We start from the raw sequence: 17,922 nt of genomic DNA on the forward strand, positions 1-17,922 counted from the left end.
CACATTGTTGGTCTTTGCACTGCCGACTTTGGCTTCCAACGTCCTCCAGTCGCTAAACGGATCGATCAATTCGATCTGGGTCGGGCGGTTTTTGGGGGAAGGCGCGCTGGCGGCCACGGCAAACGCCAATATCATCATGTTCCTGCTTTTCTCCGCCGTTTTCGGCTTCGGGATGGCAGCGACCGTCATGGTGGGACAGGCTTTCGGCCGTCGGGATATTGCCGCTGCACGACGCGCTTTTGGGTCGGCACTGGGCTTTTGTTTTCTCCTTGCAATCGTAGTCTCGGCGGCCGGATGGATAGGCGCGCCTGCGATTTTGCGCGCGCTTGCCACGCCCGGCGCGGCGTTCGATCTGGCGCTCACCTATTTGCGCGTCATTTTCCTTGCCATGCCTGCGTCGCTCATCAGCGTAATGGTCATGATGGGCTTGCGTGGGTCGGGCGACTCCATAACGCCCCTATGGTTCATGATTCTCAGCGTCATTCTGGACAGCGGCCTGAATCCGCTGTTCATTCGCGGGGCAGGGCCGATTCCGGCTATGGGTATAGCAGGATCTGCGACGGCCACTGCCGTTGCAGGCTATGTCAGCCTGATCGCAATGCTGGTCTATGTGTACCGAAAGGACTTGCCGCTTCGCCTGAGAGGCCATGAACTCGCTTATCTTATACCTGGCCGGGCACAACTGGCGATCATCATCCGAAAGGGCTTCCCTATGGGCCTTCAGATGATCGTCATTTCGACGGCGGGTCTCGTCATGGTCGGCCTGGTCAATCGCGAGGGGCTTTTGACCTCGGCCGCATATGGCGCTGCGCAGCAACTTTGGACCTATCTGCAAATGCCCGCGATGGCGATCGGTGCTGCGGTGAGTGCAATGGCTGCGCAGAACATTGGGGCAGGGCGCTGGGATCGGGTAAACGGCATCACAGGGCGCGGCATGATATCCAACATAGTCATGACCGGCGCCATGATCGGCCTCATGTTGGCCTTCGACCGACCGGTACTGGCGCTGTTCCTGGGCTCAGGCAGTGCGGCAATCGACGTCGCACGACATATGCAGTTCCTTGCGAGCTGGAGCTTCCTGCTGTTCGGCCTCACCATGGTCCTCTTTGGGACGATGCGATCCAATGGGGCAGTGATCGCTCCGTTGCTTATTCTGATCGTTGCTTTCTATCCCGTACGCATCGGCTTTTACTGGCTTGCTTACCCGGCGTTGGGTGCCGACGCGATTTGGCTCAGCTATCCTTTGGGATCGGCCGTGGCACTATTGCTGGCCGGTGCTGTGTATATGCAGGGTGGCTGGCGCAGGACGAAAATGCTTGTTGTGCCGAATGTCGAGGAATGCCGCGAAGGCACTAATGCGGCAACTGAACCTGCGGGGCGCATGGCGCCCACAGGCTAAGCCTACTACCGGCCCTGATTGCGCCACCGGGTAACCGTGCGTTCCAGTATTTCATGTTCGCCGCCGCTTTCGCACCACTGTTCGGTAAAGCTCGGATCACTGGATGCAGGGCGCTTGTTCGCTTCGAGATCGTCCAGCGCGACGCGGATCGGGACGGCGACGCCCTCACCGCAGATGATGCATTCCCGGTTGCGCAACGCCGGAATAGAATCCAGAAAGCCCCGTGCACCTTCGGGCATTGCGGCCTTGACGAAGGCCTGATCCCGGTCGTTGTTGAGGCGCATGGCAATGATCGTACCGCATTGCGACAGGACGCCTTCGGCAAGATCGGATGGACGCTGCGTAATAAGGCCAAGAGAAACCCCGTATTTACGGCCTTCCTTCGCGATGCGCTCCAAAATCTTGCGGACAGCCTGACCGCCCCCGGTCTTGCTGCTGGGAATGTAACGATGCGCTTCTTCGCAAACGAGCAGGATGGGCCGTTGTGGCTCATTACGGGCCCAGATAGCATAATCGAACACCAGCCGCGCCAGCACGGATACCACCACCGAGGTGATGTCGGACGGCATGGCCGACACATCGATGATCGAAATCGGCTTCCCATCGGCCGGTAGGCGGAAGATCTTTGCAAGGAAGTCCTGCATCGTATCGGCGACCAACATTCCGGAAAACATGAAGCTGTACCGTGGGTCGCTTTTGATCTCGTCTATCTTCGTCTTCAAACGCAGATAGGGAAGGGAGTTGGTGCCCTTGTCGAGCTTACCCATCTCATTCTGCAGAATGTTGGTAAGGTCAGACAGCAGATAGGGGATCGGCGAATCGACAGTCAATCGCCCGGTAGCTTCGGCCAGACGGTTCTTGCTGCGCGCAGCAAGCAAGCATTTGGCAAGGATATCGCTGTCGAGGGTTCGGTCGGAACCTTCCGACGTAACGAACACTTCGCAATGTTCTTCGAAATTCATCAGCCAGTAGGGCAGGGCAAGGTTGTTGACGTCGAAGATGGCACCGTTGGTCTTGAATGCTGCCGAATATTCGCCATGCGGATCGACCATGACGATATGCCCCTGCGGCGCAAGATCGCAGATGCGATGCAGGATCAGCGCAGCGCTAGTGGATTTGCCCGTGCCGGTCGATCCCAGCAGCGCGAAATGCTTGCCCAGCATGGAATCGACGTACAGCGCTGCACGGGTGGTCTTCGTGGGATACACCATGCCAATTTGCACATTGGCGCGCTCGTCAGCCGCGTAGATCTGGTTCATTTCCGAACTCGACACAGGGTAAACATCCGTGCCGGGGGTCGGGTAGCGAGTCACACCGCGCCGAAACCCATAGATCTTCCCGGTCAATCGCTCTTCGTCACCTTCACCCAGAAAATCAATGTCCGCGACGATCTTGGTTGGGTCATGGCGATCCAGCGTCATCGTGCGGACGTTAGCAACCAGCCAGTTGCTCCCGACGCGCATCTTCACCTGACTGCCGACTTGACCAGCCATTGCAATCGATGGGTCTTCGCTATGGCTATACCCGGCAAGGCAGGCGGTTTCGAGCAGGAGTTGCGAACTCGACCCAGCAATCTGGAAAACAAAGCCCATGGATTCGCCAGATTCAGCAATGCTGGCATCTCGCATCGCTTGTTCGAAATGGGCTGAGCCCGTTATGCTGTTCATACAGTTCCCGCGCTACGCAAACCGTCAAAAAAATGTTCGACGACAGCGTAGCGTACCCAAAACCGGTAAATATTGGATTACAGACGCCTATAACCGCTTGGCGATGGCTCCCGCAGCCCATCCCATGCCGACCGCCATCGCAATGGCCACTAGTCCATAGAAGAACGACCAGTTTTGGGCAGCCTGTGCAATCGACCGCTCAAATCCCGATTTGCGAATGGTGATGTCGCGCACGGCTGCAGCGACTACGCGACCATCCTGCACGAGAAAAGTTTCGGCGGTATAGTCGCCAACGATCACCCGCGCGGATAGCGGGAGACGCGCGCGGTAAAGAACACCGTCGGTGATCTCGACATTGCCTTGCCGCTCGACGAACAGGCCATTGCGGCGACGCAGATCGACCAGCCCCTTTTGAAATCGTTCGATGTCAGCGCTTGCATTGAGGGAGGCAGGCGAAAGCTGGAGCTTGTCCACGCCAAGTTCGAAAATGGCCGCGGTGCGATCATCGACGATCTTGTCTATGGGGCGGGACGAAGCCATGGCATAGAAACTGGGTGCGGAACGGAAGCGCGCGCTGTCGGCATTGACCCAGATGCCCGCCACCTTTTGTTTTTCCCGCATGACGATCGATTGATCGGGGCCTTTCAAAACCACGACGATGTCCGCGCGTTCATCGGGTGGACGCCCGTCTGGATAGACGATTGCCCCGAACAGCAGTAATTCCGCGCCAGTGAAACTATACTGGATAACGATTTCACGCTGTGAAACGTCTGGAACCAGCATGGGTGCCTTTGCTGCGCCGAGCAGCAACGCGACGGGCAAAAGCAATGCGATGCGCTGACGCGACTTCATTGCAATTGCACCGTAAAGATCTCATCTGGGCGCCAGCCCAGGCCCAACGCCATTCGGATGGCGATAACAAGCACGATGAACGCAAGGATGATGCGTAGATATTCCGGACGGGCCGCCATGGAAATCCGGGTGCCTATCTGAGCGCCGACGACGCTTCCGATCAGCAGCAAAAGTGCAAGGACCAGATCGACGGCCTTGGTGGTCAAGCTGTGCACCATGGTTGTCACCATCGTGACGAACAGGATCTGGAACAGCGACGTTCCTACGACCACCTGTGTCGTCATGCCGAGCAGATACAGCATGGCGGGAACCATGATAAAGCCCCCGCCTACGCCCAGCAACATCGTCAATATGCCGGTGGCGATTCCCAGGATGAGCGGAGCAAGCGGCGAGATATACAAACCCGAGCGATAAAAGCGCCACCGCATCGGCAATGCGGCCACCAGCGGGTGGTGTCGCCTCTTGCGCGCGGGAACCTGCGCGCCCGTTTTCATGGCAATCAACGATTTGATCGATTCATGAGCCATCAGGCTGCCGATGGAACCCAGCATCAGAACATAGAGTATGGCGATGACCGTATCGATCTGGCCCAGTTGTTGAAGCAACCGGAAAAGGAGGGCGCCTAAAATTGCGCCGATGATCCCGCCAACCACCATGACGATGCCCATCTGTATATCGACGGTCTTCCGGGAGAGATGGGTGAAAACACCCGAAACGCTGGCGCCTGTAACCTGCGTCGCCGCCGAGGCAGCGGCAACAGTCGGCGGAATGCCGTAAAAGATGAGCAGGGGCGTTGTCAGAAACCCGCCGCCGACACCGAACATGCCGGACAATATGCCCACCAGCCCGCCTAAGCCGATAATCACCAGCGCGTTCACGGACAGATTGGCTATGGGCAGATAAATGTCCATGGAGCCTTTGGCCTAGTCCCAAAGCGCGGCGATATAAAGGCGTTCCAGCCGAAAAGGGGTTAAAAATCTGTAGCGAGCGTCACAGCCAGCCCTGATCCCGGTCGTGCGTTGCCAGCGGCGCGGTGGCGCCACTCTGCAGATATCCGCGCCGAGTGCTCGCCAAGTTTCAGCCGCGATTCGATCTGTGGTCCGATGTCGAACCGAGCGACGCTTGGCTGAGCGCCCCCAGAGAGGCTTATTCCCACTGAGATAGGGAGCGTAGAATGAATGGGGTGCATCAGCGTAACTTTGCCGTCGACAAATGCATCCCGGCTATGGACACCTACGATCCCCGCTTGACCATAGCCTTCCAGTATCAAGCCCCGTGCAATTGAGAGCGGCCTAATTCCGCCGACCGCCATCACCGCCATCGCGTTGCGGGCATCGTGATCCAATGCGATGCGCCGTTCGACCGCGACGCGAACTGGAAGATCTGCGATTGGCTGAGTCGATATTCCGACGGCAGCTTCGGGTGCATAGGGACCCCGCAGCGCGCCTGTAATACGGCTGTAAAGCGCTAGCTTTTCCGGCGCATTCGGCAGCAACTGATAGGCCAGCCGAAACCCGGCCTGTGATCCGCCGAGTTGTCCCACGCTGGCGAGGCTGTTCTGCCCGCTGGCATCCCGCCAGAATATCCAGCTACTCGCGGACCAACGCCCGCCTCCTGCTTGGCCGGAAATGAGCGGCGCACCGGCAAAAGAGGTCGGCGCGGTTTCCCTCTCCTTTATAACCGGCGGCGTGACGTAAGGGATGTTGTGCATCGGCACCTCGCTCGCTTGGGCCCACCGTGCATCGCGTCTCCTTACGGGCTGCGGCTTCCTTAGGATTGTGGAAGCCGCAATGTGGTGCAGATCGATACTCGCGCGGCTCGCGTGTAACGTGCTGGGCTGGTTCGCCTGTAAATTTGGCGATGCTCGTTTAATTCCTGCTTGTAGCTGTGTGGGCGACCATTCATGGGACACGGCAAGCCGCCCCCCAATCCAGCAGAGTACCACAACCAGCAGGAACCTTAGCGGCTGCCCCTGTCTATTGCTGCGGCTCACTGTGCTTCCCGCACAGGATTCGCTGGAAACCGATGCTGCGTTTTATCCCAGAGCAACGGCGTTCCGCGTAACAGGCCTACATAAACAGCGAGCGCGCGCCGTGCTGCCAGGATTGCGATGATGTTGGCGATGGCGGTGCGTGGGACAGATCGCAAAGCCTGTCGCCAGCCATAGGCATGGCCGACGAATAGGGATCGAACCATCACACGCCAGAGCATCAGTAGTGCGGTCGCTGAGAGAAGGCGGGTGAGTAATGGCGTGGTGGCGATTAAACTCCGATTGCTCACCTGCTCGATGGTCCACAGCGCTATCCACAATAGCCCGCTGACATAAGCCGCGAACAGGATCAGAGCAGATAAAGCCGCTGCGCGGTCTCGTAACCGCATCCAGCGTTCAACAAAGCCCCCATTCCAGCCCAGCCGATCCCATCCTGCCAGCGATATGCCCACTGTCCAGCGTGCCTTTTGGCGAACCGCGTCAATCAAAGTTTCCGGAAAATGGCCGCGACTGCATACCGACTTGCCGGCAGCATCATTCATGCGGACGAAAATTCCGCGATATCCGCGTTCCGTCAAGCGCAAACCAATTTCGTAATCTTCAGTAAGCGATCGTGGGTCGAAGGGGCGTCCGCCCTGATCCGTGGCAAGCCTCATCAATGCGTCTCGGCTTAGAGCGCATCCTACGCCAGCGGACGGAACCGCCGCGCCCAGAGCTTCACGCACTACCAAATTTTTGCCATGGGCTTCGGCGAATTCATCGCAGTAGTGGCCCGCCACCCATTGTGACTGCTGGCTGACGAGAGGCAGAACGGGCAGTTGAATCATGTCGAAGCGATCCATCAATCGATCGAATACGCGCAACTCGTCAGGATGAACGACATCTTCCGCATCGTGTAAGACAACTGCCTTGAACGCTGTACCGGTACGCTGCTCTTCATACAGCATGGCGTCCCAAATTGCGTTGAGACAGTCTGCCTTTGTCGTGGGGCCGTCGATAGCATTGACGACCAGCACTACTCTGGGATCACGATCCGCTAGGATGGAGACTTGTTCGATCGTGTTGCTATCATTGGGATATGTGCCGACAAATATGCGGTAATTTTGTTGGCCCCATTTCTGCAACGTCGTCGATAGCATGGCCCCGATGACATCCGCCTCATGCCAGGCCGGCACGAAAACGGCGATACGGCCTAAATGATCGGATGCAGGCAACGTCATGGTCGTCATCGCGTCAAACCGCGTATAGATCGTCAGGCGTCGCCAGAGATTGCGGCTGACGTAAACGATATCGATCAACAGTTCATCTATGCCACCGATGACCAGTCCACAGGCAGCAAAGAGCATAAGCTCCCGCTGTACACCGACCAGAAGGCTGAGTAGGGCGTTGACTGTAAATATGGAAATGGTCCCCCGACATTCCGCAATTTTGGGGCTACAATCTCCATTATGAACGTATTTGCAAGCGCTAGTTAGCGCATGCAGCATTTGACCCGAGCATTCGCTTTCCGATAGGTGTGGGCGGGGCGCCTCCATTGAGCAAAGGACTTTATTCGCTATGGCGCAGAACGGAACACGGTCAGCACTACGCGATTTTCTGGCCAGCGAAGCCGGTGGGGGGGTGTTGCTGATGGTGGCTGCAGCGCTTGCAATGCTGGCTGCCAATATTCCTGGTGGTGTAGCCGAGCTTTATCAGCATTTCATTCATGCAGACATCGGTCCGGTGCTGACGCCCAAGCTGGGATCGATGACCGTGCATCTTTGGATCAATGACGGTCTGATGGCGCTGTTCTTTCTGTTGGTTGGGCTAGAGATCAAACGCGAATTTCTGGACGGTCGCTTGTCTAACTGGACGGCGCGCCGTCTGCCCATGATTGCCGCTGCGGCGGGAATGATGGTGCCTGCAGCTATTTATCTTTTGGCGGTAAATGGCGATCCCGCGCTGTTCAATGGCTGGGCGATTCCTGCGGCGACCGACATCGCTTTTGCAATTGGGGTACTGGCGCTGCTGGGTAAACGCGCGCCGACTTCCCTCAAGCTGTTCTTGATGACAGTGGCCATCGTCGACGACATGGGTGCGGTCGCGGTTATCGCTATTGCCTACACACAAGGCATTGACACGATGGCGCTCCTTGCAGCGGGATTGATCCTCGCGCTGATGTTTGGCCTCAACAAAGCAGGTGTGAAGTCGCTGCCGGTGTTTCTCATTTGCTTTGCGGCACTTTGGTATGCGGTTTTGCTGTCTGGCGTTCATGCAACGATTGCCGGGGTGCTGGCGGCGTTCACCATCCCAATACGCGCTACGCCTGGCGCTCCCGACGCGGACGATAGCCCATTGCACCGCCTCGAACATGCTCTTCATCCACTGAGCGCCTATTTCGTTGTCCCTTTGTTCGGATTTGCAAATGCTGGGGTGTCCATGGCCGGGATCGGACTGGAACATGTCTTCGCACCGCTTCCGATAGGTATTGCCGGAGGATTGTTCTTGGGCAAACAGGTGGGCATATTCTTAAGTGTCATGCTTGCGGTTCGCATTGGTTTGGGTACTAAACCGCGTGGAGCGACTTGGCTTCAAATATACGCTGTCTCTTTGCTGTGTGGCATTGGCTTTACGATGAGCCTGTTTATCGGCGGATTGGCTTTTCCAAACGACCCGCTGTTTGTCGAGGAAGCTAAGATCGGTATCCTGATGGGATCCATTTTATCGGCCATCGTCGGGTTCGTAATTTTGCGGTTCGCACCATTGCACCCACAGCACAACGTAGAAGAAAGGCAACAGGCGCGCGAGATCGATGCGGATGGAGACGTGGCACATTGCTGACACGGCGCGACAGCACGAAGCGTTAATAAAAAGGCCCCGATATCGCTATCGGGGCCTTTTTATTAATAAAGAGAAGTGTCTTACAGCTTTTCGGTCAATTCCGGCACGATCTTGAACAGATCGCCGACCAGGCCGATGTCGGCAACCTGAAAGATCGGCGCGTCCTCATCCTTGTTGATGGCGATGATCGTCTTAGAATCTTTCATACCTGCCAGATGCTGGATTGCGCCGGAAATGCCGATTGCGACATAGACTTCCGGGGCAACGATCTTGCCGGTCTGACCGACCTGATAGTCGTTGGGAACGTAGCCAGCATCCACCGCGGCACGCGAGGCGCCGACTGCGGCACCCAGCTTGTCAGCAAGCGGAAAAATGGTGGACTCGAACGTGGGTCCATCCTTCAATGCGCGTCCGCCCGACACGATGATCTTAGCAGATGTCAGTTCCGGACGTTCCAGCTTAACGATTTCCGCGCCGACAAAGGTCGATGTGCCTGCATCGCCTGCACCGCTTACGGCTTCAATCGAACCGCTGCCACCTTCTGTGGCCGCCTTTTCGAAGGCCGTGCCACGTACGGTGATAACCTTTTTTGCGTCCTTCGACTTGACGGTCGCAATGGCATTGCCAGCATAGGTCGGGCGGGTAAACGTATCTTCGCTTTCGACCGAGAGGATATCACTTATCTGCATCACGTCGAGCAAAGCGGCAACGCGCGGCGCGATATTCTTGCCGTGGCTGGTCGCCGGAGCAAGAAACGCATCGTGATGCCCCATAAGATCAACGATCAATGGCGCAACATTTTCAGCCAGGCCATGCGCGTACGCTGCATCGTCAGCAACGTGGACCTTTTGTACGCCAGCTATCTTAGCCGCTTCGCCGGCAACGCCGGCGACGTCCTGCCCCGCGACGATCAGGTGCACTTCGCCCAATTTGCTGGCAGCGGTGACTACAGCCAGTGTTGCATCTTTCAGATGGCCGCCTTCATGTTCGACCCAAACGAGCGTCTTCATGCCGCCACTCCCATTGCCTTGAGCTTCGTTACCAGTTCATCGACATCGGCAACCTTGATACCTGCCGAACGCTTCGGCGGTTCGACCACATTGAGCGTTTCCAGGCGCGGCGTAATGTCCACCCCAAAATCGGCCGGAGTCTTTTGTGCGAGTGGCTTGGATTTGGCTTTCATGATGTTGGGCAGCGAAGCATAGCGCGGCTCGTTCAAGCGCAAATCGGTCGTAACAATCGCAGGAAGCGAGAGCTTTACCGTTTCCAGGCCGCCATCGACTTCGCGCGTAACGCTGACGCTGTCGCCGTCGACCTCGACCTTCGATGCGAATGTACCCTGTGGACGCCCAAGCAAAGCGGCGAGCATCTGCCCGGTCTGGTTGCTGTCATCATCGATGGCCTGCTTGCCCAGAATGATAAGGCCGGGTTGCTCTTCCTCGACGACCTTGGCGAGTAGCTTGGCTACGCCCAGAGGTTCCACTTCGTCATCGGTCTGAATCAGGATAGCGCGATCGCAGCCCATGGCCAGCGCCGTACGCAATGTTTCCTGTGCCTTCGCAACGCCAATCGAAATCGCAATAATCTCGGTCGCCGCGCCCTTTTCACGCAAGCGGATAGCTTCCTCGACAGCAATCTCGTCGAAGGGGTTCATAGACATTTTGACGTTCGCTAAGTCGACGCCTGTGCCGTCCGCTTTCACCCGCGGCTTCACATTATAGTCAATCACCCGCTTCACGGGCACCAAGATTTTCATAGAGTCGGCCTCCAGTTTATGCCTCTTCCCGGGGAGTTATCAGCTTCAAATGGGCGTTGCACCCATGCAAAGCAAGAGGGTCATGAGAGTGCAGCGATGCCGTAGCGTCGCTGCACTCTCGTCACCGAATTATGCGACCTGCTTGACCTGCGCGACGATTTTACGCGCTGCGTCGCCAAGATCGTCTGCCGAAACAATGGGTAGACCCGATGCTGCCAAAATGTCCTTGCCTTGTTGCACGTTGGTGCCTTCAAGACGGACAACCAGCGGAACCGAAAGGTTCACTTCCTTGGCTGCCGCAACGATGCCATCGGCGATAATGTCGCAGCGCATGATGCCGCCAAAGATGTTGACGAGAATACCCTTCACAGCGGGATCGGACAGGATGATCTTGAACGCCGCCGTCACCTTCTCCTTCGTTGCACCACCGCCGACGTCGAGGAAGTTGGCCGGGAACATGCCATTGAGCTTGATGATATCCATCGTCGCCATCGCCAGACCGGCGCCGTTCACCATGCAGCCGATGTCACCATCCAGCTTGATATAGGCAAGGTCATACTTGCTGGCTTCCAGCTCTGCCGGATCTTCTTCCGTTTCGTCGCGCAGTTCCATCAAATCCTTGTGGCGGAACAGGGCGTTACCGTCGAAGCCGACCTTTGCGTCCAGGACCAGCAACGTGTTGTCGGTGGTTTGCGCCAGCGGGTTGATTTCGATCTGCTCTGCATCGGTGCCGAGGAATGCGTTGTAAAGTGCTTCCGCTACCTTTGCGGCTTGCTTGGCAAGGTCGCCGGTCAGTTCAAGTGCCTTAGCGACGCTGCGGCCATGATGCGGTTGGAATCCGGTTGCGGGATCGACAGCGAAGCTGTGGATCTTTTCGGGCGTGTCGTGCGCAACGGTTTCAATGTCCATGCCGCCTTCGGTCGATACAACGAAAGCCACGCGGCCCGTGCCACGATCAACCAGCAGGGCGAGGTAATATTCCTTCGCGATGTCCGCGCCATCAGTAATGTAGAGGCGATTGACTTGCTTGCCTGCGTCACCCGTCTGAATCGTAACGAGTGTGTTACCCAGCATGTCGGTCGCCGCTGCCTTTACTTCGTCCAGCGTCTTGGCAAGGCGCACGCCGCCCTTCGCATCGGGGCCGAGCTCCTTGAACTTGCCTTTGCCACGACCGCCTGCATGAATTTGTGCCTTCACGACGTAAAGCGGTCCGGGCAGCTTGCCTGCAGCAGCAACAGCTTCTTCCACCGACATGGCGGCGTAACCGGCAGGCACAGGCGCGCCATATTTCGCCAGGAGTTCTTTGGCCTGATATTCATGGATATTCATGCGTGCCGCCTCACTTTTAAGGGGAGAAAAATAGGGTTCACGCCCCTAAAGCACAGCGTTTGCTGGAAAACCAGCACGACTTCACAAAATCACTTTGCAAAATTGCAAAATGCGCTCCGCTAGGCGCCCATGGCTGGTGCTGTGCTAGCTATCCAGCGCACAGACCAATGCTGCTTTACTGGTAACGGCAAAAATCTCTGGATCTTCCAAAGCCCGGACTTTGTATAGAAATCCGTCGACCGTTACCCGTTCGAAGTCCGTCCGGCCAACACGCGCCAGCGACTGTAAGCGTTTCAACTGTACAAGGCTTAGGCGGTCCACCATTCGATCCGCCATGCATGCAGCCATGCGGGGGGAAAGGCCTGCGTCCATAAGACCTGTTTCGACACGGGTCTGGGGCGTTGCACAACTGGCGAGCATGATGCTGGCCATAAGAACGGAAAATGGAACGATTTTCATATCGCGATGATCCCTGTTTTCACCTGAATGCGGGATTTACGTCGTGCACGGAGCAGCGCATAGGCTTTTTGCATACGCTCCAACTGGATAGAAGATATGGACAGGTTCTTCGCGGCATTTTCACATCGGACGGCCAGTTTCGCAGGGCAGCCGGCTGCTTTCATGCTCGCTTTTGGCGTGGTAGTGATTTGGATTATAACCGGGCCGCTCTTCCAGTGGTCGGACACGTGGCAACTCGTGATCAATACGGGCACGACCATCGTAACTTTCCTGATGGTGTTCCTGATCCAAAACGCTCAAAATCGGGATGCATCCGCGATGCAGGCAAAACTGGATGAGCTGCTGCGGGCGGTGGAGGGCGCGCGCAATCAGTTCATTGGCATTGAGCATCTAACCCAAGCACAACTCGAAGATATCAAAGCGGAACTTGAGCAACTGGGTAGTGACGAAAAGGGTAATCATCTACCGATCGAACGACTCATCGAGCGGCGGTAGCAGGGGCGCCGCTGCTAATGGGGCGGTGTAGAGATGCAGTTGCTCTCGCGGTACGCATTGATCTGTTCGCGATAGGCGCGTGCCAATGTCTCATGGGAAGCGCGCGCCGAAGCGGACTTGGCCAAGGTCGCGCGTATCAGAGACACCTGCTGTCGGTGCAGAAGATAGTTGACGTCCATCATGACACATTGCTCCCTCTCCACTGGGATAATACTGACATTCTTCTGAGTGACGTGAGCGGTTAGATTGTAGCAGCTTCGGTCAACGGAGTCCCGGCGGCTTGCCGACAACCCATACCGTATAATCGTATTTTAAAATGGAGGAGAGCGCTTTAAAGCGCTCGCGCCGCAGCAGAGGCTGCTTCGCGTACTTCGCGTTCAGCGGCTACGCGCTCAGCCCGGTCGGCCATGTCGGTCCATGCTGTCATGGAGCGCAGGCAACGATCGCGAACATTGTCGAGCTTTGTGGCATCGGCGTCGGCCTGCGCCTTGGCGGCTTGCTGGCGACAGAAATCGGAATGGGTCATAATGTGCTGTCCTCATCCGGAGAAGAAAGTCGAGGTGCTGCGGGGGCACCAGGAATTTTAGGCAGATATATAGAAAGCGGCGACGGAACGGGCATTGCTGCCGCACATTCCGCCGCCTGCTCTTGTCAGCGGTTAGGCTGCCTGGAGATTGACCGCTGCGGTCTTACCGCGCTTGTCGGGTTCCAGTTCGTAGGACACGCGCTGGTTTTGCGTCAGCGTGTGCATGCCGGCTGCTTCAACCGCAGTGATGTGAACGAAGGCGTCGTTGCCGCCGTCTTCGGGAGCAATGAAGCCATAGCCCTTGTCTGCGTTGAAAAATTTAACGGTGCCGATAGGCATAGGTAGTTCCTTTGGGTAGTCATGCACGCGCTTCGCCCTATGCGATGGCAACGTGCCAAATATGGTGCCGGATAGTCGAATATGACAGCGCATCGTCCGGCTCCGGCCGATGCGTCGAAAGGGTTGTGCTCTATCCGCGAACGCGGACAGGCGCATAAGCAGTGCTGCCATCGGCGCGACGCGAGCGATAAGGCAAGCGGTGGTTCACGATTCGAGCACCATAATCTCGTGCAGAACGGACATTTAAGGCGCGTTCTGCGGAACATTCGCTCGCCTGTACGCGCAACAAAGCGGTCTGCTCACGATGCAAAAGCTGATTGAGGTCTTCCAGGAAGACACTCCTCTTGACGGGCAAGCGGGAGCGCATTCTTGTCTCTCGGCCGTGCGATGCTTGCGGGCAATCTTCGCACGATAACTGCATTGTAGCACCACAATACTGATTTGTCACGTTTAATCGGTCAGCGGTCCAAAACCAAAGTACTGGCCAGACGTTTCCGTCTGGCCAAGGTCAATCAATGACGGCTGGATTCGATTGGCCGACGCGCCATGTACAGTCCCGAACGCACGACCGGGCCGTCGACAATTTGAGCTTTCATACGGCGGCGGACGGTATCGGCGCCATCAGCGGTAAGCAGGACGACTCGCGTACCGCCCGATTCCAAAGGCTCGATGCTGGAAATGCGAATGGCGTGCTTTTCGCAAAGCGTCGTGACGGCGGCAGGCGCAGCGGAAAGGTTGATGGCACGGCTCATAGAATGTCCTTCGTGGCAAGACCAGGCGGAGGCGTTATGCGCTCTCCCGCCGCGGCATTCCCGTTGAACTTTGGCGCGCGACATTCGCTGCATAGCAGCATAATTCAAAAAAGTCGCCCTCGCATTTCTTGGCGATTGGTCCATCGCGCTAAGCCTTTGACGAGGCAACCACAACTGTCTTAGCGTGTTGACATTCCGGTGCGCGGATCCGCAGCACCCACTCAACAGGGGCACGATCTTTTCATGACCAGGCTTTTCATCGCCTTGCTCGCCACCACGGCAACGGCGGCTTTTGCGCAAACTCCCTCTACAACGCCCGCAAAGGCTGACGAGAAGCCCAAATGGGATGTGTCGGCGGACCATGGTCCGGCGCGGGACGTGCCCATCGATGTGCGCAATGGCACATGGCTGTCGCTCGACGTATCGCCGGACGGTAAGACGATAGCGTTCGATCTGCTGGGCGATCTGTACGTCATGCCTATCGACGGTGGCGAAGCGAAGCCCATTACCAGCGGTAAAGCATGGGACATGCAGCCGCGCTTTTCGCCGGATGGTCGCTCCATCGCTTTCACGTCGGATCGTGGCGGCGGCGATAACATCTGGATTGTCGATGCCAATGGCGCGAACCCGCGTCAGGTCACGAAGGAGGATTTCCGCCTTCTCAATCAGGCGGACTGGTCGCCAGACGGCGACTATATCGTCGCGCGCAAGCATTTTACTTCGGGGCGGTCGCTCGGTGCGGGGGAAATGTGGCTTTACCACAAGGCTGGCGGGGCAGGGCTGCAACTCACCAAAAAGCGGACCGATCAGAAGGACACCAACGAGCCTGCATTCTCTCCCGGCGGTCGCTACCTTTATTATTCCGATGACGTGACGCCCGGAGAAGTGTTCGAATATTCCAAGGATGTGAACGGCGAGATTTACGCCATTCAACGGCTGGATCGCGATACGGGCAAGATCGAGAAATATATCGGCGGACCGGGCGGGTCGATCCGTCCCACACCTTCGCCCGATGGCAAAAGCCTCGCCTTCATCCGTCGCGATCGGTACAAAACCGTCCTTTACGTACTCGACATCGCCACCGGCCGCGAGACGCCGATTACTGACATACTTGATCGCGATATGCAGGAAACCTGGGCAATCCAGGGCGTGTATCCCGGCATGGAATGGACGCCGGACAATAAGTCCGTGGTCTTCTGGGCGCAGGGCGGGATCAAAAGGGTCGATATCGGCAGCAAGGCCGTTAGCGATATTCCTTTCCATGTTACCGGCACCCGGCGCGTGACCGAAGCTGTGCGCCATCAGGTCGATGTGGCGCCTTCGCAATTCGACGTGAAGATGATCCGCTTTGCCCACACCTCACCCAAAGGCGACAAAGTCGTCTTCGAGGCGCTGGGTCATTTGTGGGTGCGCGACGTGGCGGGCGGCACCGCCAAGCGCCTGACCAGCCAGAACGATCATTTCGAACTGTACCCAAGCTGGTCGCGCGACGGCAAACAGATCGCCTATGTCAGCTGGTCAGACACTGAGCAGGGGGCCGTGCGGACTATGCCTGTAACGGGCGGCGTGGGGCGAAAGGTGACGCAGATCGCCGGAAACTATCTGGAGCCGACATTCTCGCCCGACGGAAAGACCATCGCCTTTACGAAGGTCGAGGATGGCTATCTGACATCTCCCGTCAACGCGCGCGAGCCCGGCATTTACGTCGTTCCTGCTGCTGGTGGCGCAATGAAGAAGATTACGGATGCAGGCGGACAGCCGCAATTCGGGGCATCGAACGATCGCGTCTTTTTCGTAGCGAAGGATGGCAAGAACCGCGCGCTCAAATCCGTTGCGCTCGACAAGACCGAGGAGCGCACGCACCTGACTGGCGAGAATGCGTCTGAATATGCAATATCTCCTGACGAGAAGTGGGTCGCGTGGACCGAGCGTTTCCAGGGCCGCGTGATGCCCTTCACCCGCACAGGGAAGCCTATCGATATCGCCGCCGACATGAAGTCGCTGCCCGTGTTTCAGGTAACAAAGGATGCCGGCGACTGGCTGCATTGGTCAGGGGACAGCGCGAAATTGTGGTGGTCTCTCGGGCCGCAACTGTTCGGTCGTGCAACGAAAGACGATTTCACATTCGTCCCCGGGGCGCCCGAGAAGTTGCCGCCGGTTTCCGATCAGGGCATCAACCTGTCCTTCCGGCAGAATTACGATACGCCGTCAGGCCGCGTGGCCTTCACCGGCGCGCGGATCATCACGATGCGCGGCAGCGGCGAAGTTATCGAAAACGGCACGATCCTGCTCAATGGCAACCGCATCGAAGCGGTCGGTGCCAATGTCTCGGTTCCGGCGGGCACCAAAATCATCGATGCCGCCGGTAAGACCATCATACCGGGCATCATCGACGGACATTGGCACGGAACGATGGGATCGGAAGAAATCATCCCGCAGCAAAGCTGGGTGAATTATGCCGGGCTGGGCTTTGGCGTCACGACCATCCATGACCCATCGAACGACACGAGCGAAATCTTCGCAGCATCGGAAATGGCGAAAGCCGGTTTGATCGTGGCGCCGCGCATATTCTCGACGGGCACCATCCTTTATGGTGCGACGACCCCGTTCACGGCCAAGATCGACAGCCTTGAAGACGCGCTCGGTCATCTGCGCCGGATGAAAGCGGCGGGTGCTTGGTCGGTGAAAAGCTATAACCAGCCGCGCCGGGAACAGCGTCAGCAGATCATCGAGGCAGCGCGGCAACTCGACATGAGCGTCGTCCCGGAAGGCGGATCGCTTTTCGAAATGGACATGAGCTTCATCGCTGATGGTCACACCACTATCGAACATTCGCTGCCCGTTGCGCAGGTTTACGATGACGTTCTGCAGTTCTGGAAGGGGTCGGGAACCGCGTATAACCCGACACTGATCGTCGCCTATGGCGGTCCGTTCGGGGAGAATTACTGGTATCAGCATACGCAGGTTTGGAAAGATCCGATCCTCACCAAATGGGTGCCGCGCCGTATTCTGGACTCCCGCGCACGTCGTCCGGTCATGGTGCCCGACGAGGAAAACAACGTCCTCGAAATCGCCAAGACCGCAAAACGTATCAGCGATATCGGTATCCCCGTCACGATAGGCGCGCATGGCCAGCGTGAAGGGCTGGGCGCACATTGGGACATCTGGATGTTCGCTCTGGGCGGTATGACGCCGATTCAGGCGCTGGCGACCGCCACGATCAATCCTGCCAAGGCCTATGGCATGGAAAAGGATTTGGGGACGCTGGAACCTGGGAAGCTGGCTGATCTCGTCGTGCTGGATGCCAACCCGCTGGACAACATCCGGAACACGACCTCGATACGATACACGGTCGCCAATGGTCGGGTCTATGACGGCAATATGGATGAAGTCGGCACGCGGCAAAAACCACGCAAGCCCTTTTGGTTCGAACAGCCTGGTAACGGCGGCTGGACGGAAAAGACGGCCACCCAAGCCATCGGGCATGTGGATTAGAAGGACAGTAAATGCTCCCCGGTCTTCAGCCTAGGCTGAAGAC

17 protein-coding genes are annotated in these 17,922 nt (G+C 57.4%); 4 read left to right on the plus strand and 13 right to left on the minus strand.

Annotation, left to right across the window (positions count from 1 at the left end):
• Positions 1-4: 4 nt before the first annotated feature.
• Positions 5-1,399, plus strand: a complete 1,395-nt coding sequence (locus QMG56_RS11975; RefSeq protein WP_281822739.1) for an MATE family efflux transporter — start codon at positions 5-7, stop codon at positions 1,397-1,399.
• A 5-nt stretch (positions 1,400-1,404) separates the two neighbouring features.
• Here the strand turns inward: QMG56_RS11975 and QMG56_RS11980 are convergent, their stop codons facing one another.
• From QMG56_RS11980 to QMG56_RS12000, 5 genes are all read right to left on the minus strand, one after another.
• Positions 1,405-2,991 carry a helicase HerA domain-containing protein gene (locus QMG56_RS11980; RefSeq protein ID WP_309298558.1) on the minus strand — a complete coding sequence of 529 codons (1,587 nt, stop codon included), beginning with the start codon at positions 2,989-2,991 and terminating at the stop codon, positions 1,405-1,407.
• A 162-nt stretch (positions 2,992-3,153) separates the two neighbouring features.
• A complete protein-coding gene (locus QMG56_RS11985) occupies positions 3,154-3,918 on the minus strand; it encodes a TIGR02186 family protein (RefSeq protein ID WP_281822740.1) in 765 nt (254 codons plus the stop codon).
• Positions 3,915-4,829: a sulfite exporter TauE/SafE family protein gene (locus QMG56_RS11990; protein WP_230188346.1), complete on the minus strand. Its 915-nt coding sequence runs from the start codon at positions 4,827-4,829 to the stop codon at positions 3,915-3,917. Before QMG56_RS11990 ends, QMG56_RS11985 begins: the two co-directional genes overlap by 4 nt.
• Positions 4,830-4,888: 59 nt before the next feature.
• Positions 4,889-5,629 (minus strand): hypothetical protein, encoded by a 741-nt coding sequence (locus QMG56_RS11995; RefSeq protein WP_281822741.1) that lies wholly within the window; start codon positions 5,627-5,629, stop codon positions 4,889-4,891.
• Positions 5,630-5,907: 278 nt separating this feature from the next.
• Positions 5,908-7,572, minus strand: a complete 1,665-nt coding sequence (locus tag QMG56_RS12000) for a glycosyl transferase family protein (RefSeq protein ID WP_281822742.1) — start codon at positions 7,570-7,572, stop codon at positions 5,908-5,910.
• Here QMG56_RS12000 and nhaA point away from each other — a divergent pair.
• On the plus strand, positions 7,538-8,728 hold the full coding sequence (nhaA, locus tag QMG56_RS12005; protein ID WP_375713687.1) for a Na+/H+ antiporter NhaA: 1,191 nt from the start codon (positions 7,538-7,540) through the stop codon (positions 8,726-8,728). The genes QMG56_RS12000 and nhaA overlap by 35 nt on opposite strands.
• Before the next feature lie 80 nt (positions 8,729-8,808).
• On the opposite strand, the gene QMG56_RS12010 is transcribed toward nhaA, so the two are convergent.
• From QMG56_RS12010 to QMG56_RS12025, 4 genes are all read right to left on the minus strand, one after another.
• A complete protein-coding gene (locus tag QMG56_RS12010; protein ID WP_230188342.1) occupies positions 8,809-9,738 on the minus strand; it encodes an electron transfer flavoprotein subunit alpha/FixB family protein in 930 nt (309 codons plus the stop codon).
• The gene (locus tag QMG56_RS12015; RefSeq protein ID WP_230188341.1) at positions 9,735-10,484 is read right to left on the minus strand and encodes an electron transfer flavoprotein subunit beta/FixA family protein; all 750 of its coding nucleotides are present in this window, start codon (positions 10,482-10,484) and stop codon (positions 9,735-9,737) included. The genes QMG56_RS12010 and QMG56_RS12015 overlap by 4 nt, the downstream gene beginning before the upstream one ends.
• A gap of 129 nt (positions 10,485-10,613) precedes the next feature.
• Positions 10,614-11,813 carry an ADP-forming succinate--CoA ligase subunit beta gene (gene sucC, locus QMG56_RS12020; RefSeq protein ID WP_230188340.1) on the minus strand — a complete coding sequence of 400 codons (1,200 nt, stop codon included), beginning with the start codon at positions 11,811-11,813 and terminating at the stop codon, positions 10,614-10,616.
• A gap of 144 nt (positions 11,814-11,957) precedes the next feature.
• Entirely contained in the window at positions 11,958-12,272 is a 315-nt protein-coding gene (locus tag QMG56_RS12025) for a hypothetical protein (RefSeq protein ID WP_281822743.1), read from the minus strand.
• A 96-nt stretch (positions 12,273-12,368) separates the two neighbouring features.
• Here QMG56_RS12025 and QMG56_RS12030 point away from each other — a divergent pair, with 96 nt between their 5' ends.
• Positions 12,369-12,767 carry a low affinity iron permease family protein gene (locus QMG56_RS12030; protein ID WP_230188338.1) on the plus strand — a complete coding sequence of 133 codons (399 nt, stop codon included), beginning with the start codon at positions 12,369-12,371 and terminating at the stop codon, positions 12,765-12,767.
• 14 nt (positions 12,768-12,781) lie between these two features.
• On the opposite strand, the gene QMG56_RS12035 is transcribed toward QMG56_RS12030, so the two are convergent.
• From QMG56_RS12035 to QMG56_RS12050, 4 genes are all read right to left on the minus strand, one after another.
• Positions 12,782-12,949: a hypothetical protein gene (locus QMG56_RS12035; RefSeq protein WP_230188425.1), complete on the minus strand. Its 168-nt coding sequence runs from the start codon at positions 12,947-12,949 to the stop codon at positions 12,782-12,784.
• Positions 12,950-13,098: 149 nt separating this feature from the next.
• Positions 13,099-13,293, minus strand: coding sequence for a hypothetical protein (locus tag QMG56_RS12040; protein WP_230188337.1), 195 nt, complete (start codon positions 13,291-13,293; stop codon positions 13,099-13,101).
• A gap of 132 nt (positions 13,294-13,425) precedes the next feature.
• Positions 13,426-13,632, minus strand: a complete 207-nt coding sequence (locus QMG56_RS12045; RefSeq protein WP_104953994.1) for a cold-shock protein — start codon at positions 13,630-13,632, stop codon at positions 13,426-13,428.
• Positions 13,633-14,144: 512 nt separating this feature from the next.
• The gene (locus QMG56_RS12050; RefSeq protein ID WP_230188336.1) at positions 14,145-14,384 is read right to left on the minus strand and encodes a hypothetical protein; all 240 of its coding nucleotides are present in this window, start codon (positions 14,382-14,384) and stop codon (positions 14,145-14,147) included.
• A gap of 243 nt (positions 14,385-14,627) precedes the next feature.
• On the opposite strand from QMG56_RS12050, the gene QMG56_RS12055 reads away from it, so the two are divergent.
• Positions 14,628-17,879, plus strand: a complete 3,252-nt coding sequence (locus QMG56_RS12055; protein WP_281822744.1) for an amidohydrolase family protein — start codon at positions 14,628-14,630, stop codon at positions 17,877-17,879.
• Positions 17,880-17,922: the final 43 nt, after the last annotated feature.

The sequence above is a fragment of the Sphingobium sp. BS19 genome (assembly GCF_027925545.1).
Classification (GTDB): domain Bacteria; phylum Pseudomonadota; class Alphaproteobacteria; order Sphingomonadales; family Sphingomonadaceae; genus Sphingobium.

What these genes read in the sequence shown, in the direction of transcription:
- nhaA (WP_375713687.1), top strand. Translation starts at nt 7,538, where the DNA reads ATGGTGGCTGCAGCGCTTGCAATGCTGGCTGCCAATATTCCTGGTGGT.
- QMG56_RS11990 (WP_230188346.1), bottom strand. Translation starts at nt 4,829, where the DNA reads ATGGACATTTATCTGCCCATAGCCAATCTGTCCGTGAACGCGCTGGTG.
- QMG56_RS12035 (WP_230188425.1), bottom strand. Translation starts at nt 12,949, where the DNA reads ATGATGGACGTCAACTATCTTCTGCACCGACAGCAGGTGTCTCTGATA.
- QMG56_RS11995 (WP_281822741.1), bottom strand. Translation starts at nt 5,629, where the DNA reads ATGCACAACATCCCTTACGTCACGCCGCCGGTTATAAAGGAGAGGGAA.
- QMG56_RS12050 (WP_230188336.1), bottom strand. Translation starts at nt 14,384, where the DNA reads ATGAGCCGTGCCATCAACCTTTCCGCTGCGCCTGCCGCCGTCACGACG.
- QMG56_RS12030 (WP_230188338.1), top strand. Translation starts at nt 12,369, where the DNA reads ATGGACAGGTTCTTCGCGGCATTTTCACATCGGACGGCCAGTTTCGCA.
- QMG56_RS12055 (WP_281822744.1), top strand. Translation starts at nt 14,628, where the DNA reads ATGACCAGGCTTTTCATCGCCTTGCTCGCCACCACGGCAACGGCGGCT.
- QMG56_RS12040 (WP_230188337.1), bottom strand. Translation starts at nt 13,293, where the DNA reads ATGACCCATTCCGATTTCTGTCGCCAGCAAGCCGCCAAGGCGCAGGCC.
- sucC (WP_230188340.1), bottom strand. Translation starts at nt 11,813, where the DNA reads ATGAATATCCATGAATATCAGGCCAAAGAACTCCTGGCGAAATATGGC.
- QMG56_RS12025 (WP_281822743.1), bottom strand. Translation starts at nt 12,272, where the DNA reads ATGAAAATCGTTCCATTTTCCGTTCTTATGGCCAGCATCATGCTCGCC.
- QMG56_RS11980 (WP_309298558.1), bottom strand. Translation starts at nt 2,991, where the DNA reads ATGGGCTTTGTTTTCCAGATTGCTGGGTCGAGTTCGCAACTCCTGCTC.
- QMG56_RS11985 (WP_281822740.1), bottom strand. Translation starts at nt 3,918, where the DNA reads ATGAAGTCGCGTCAGCGCATCGCATTGCTTTTGCCCGTCGCGTTGCTG.
- QMG56_RS12010 (WP_230188342.1), bottom strand. Translation starts at nt 9,738, where the DNA reads ATGAAGACGCTCGTTTGGGTCGAACATGAAGGCGGCCATCTGAAAGAT.
- QMG56_RS12015 (WP_230188341.1), bottom strand. Translation starts at nt 10,484, where the DNA reads ATGAAAATCTTGGTGCCCGTGAAGCGGGTGATTGACTATAATGTGAAG.
- QMG56_RS12045 (WP_104953994.1), bottom strand. Translation starts at nt 13,632, where the DNA reads ATGCCTATCGGCACCGTTAAATTTTTCAACGCAGACAAGGGCTATGGC.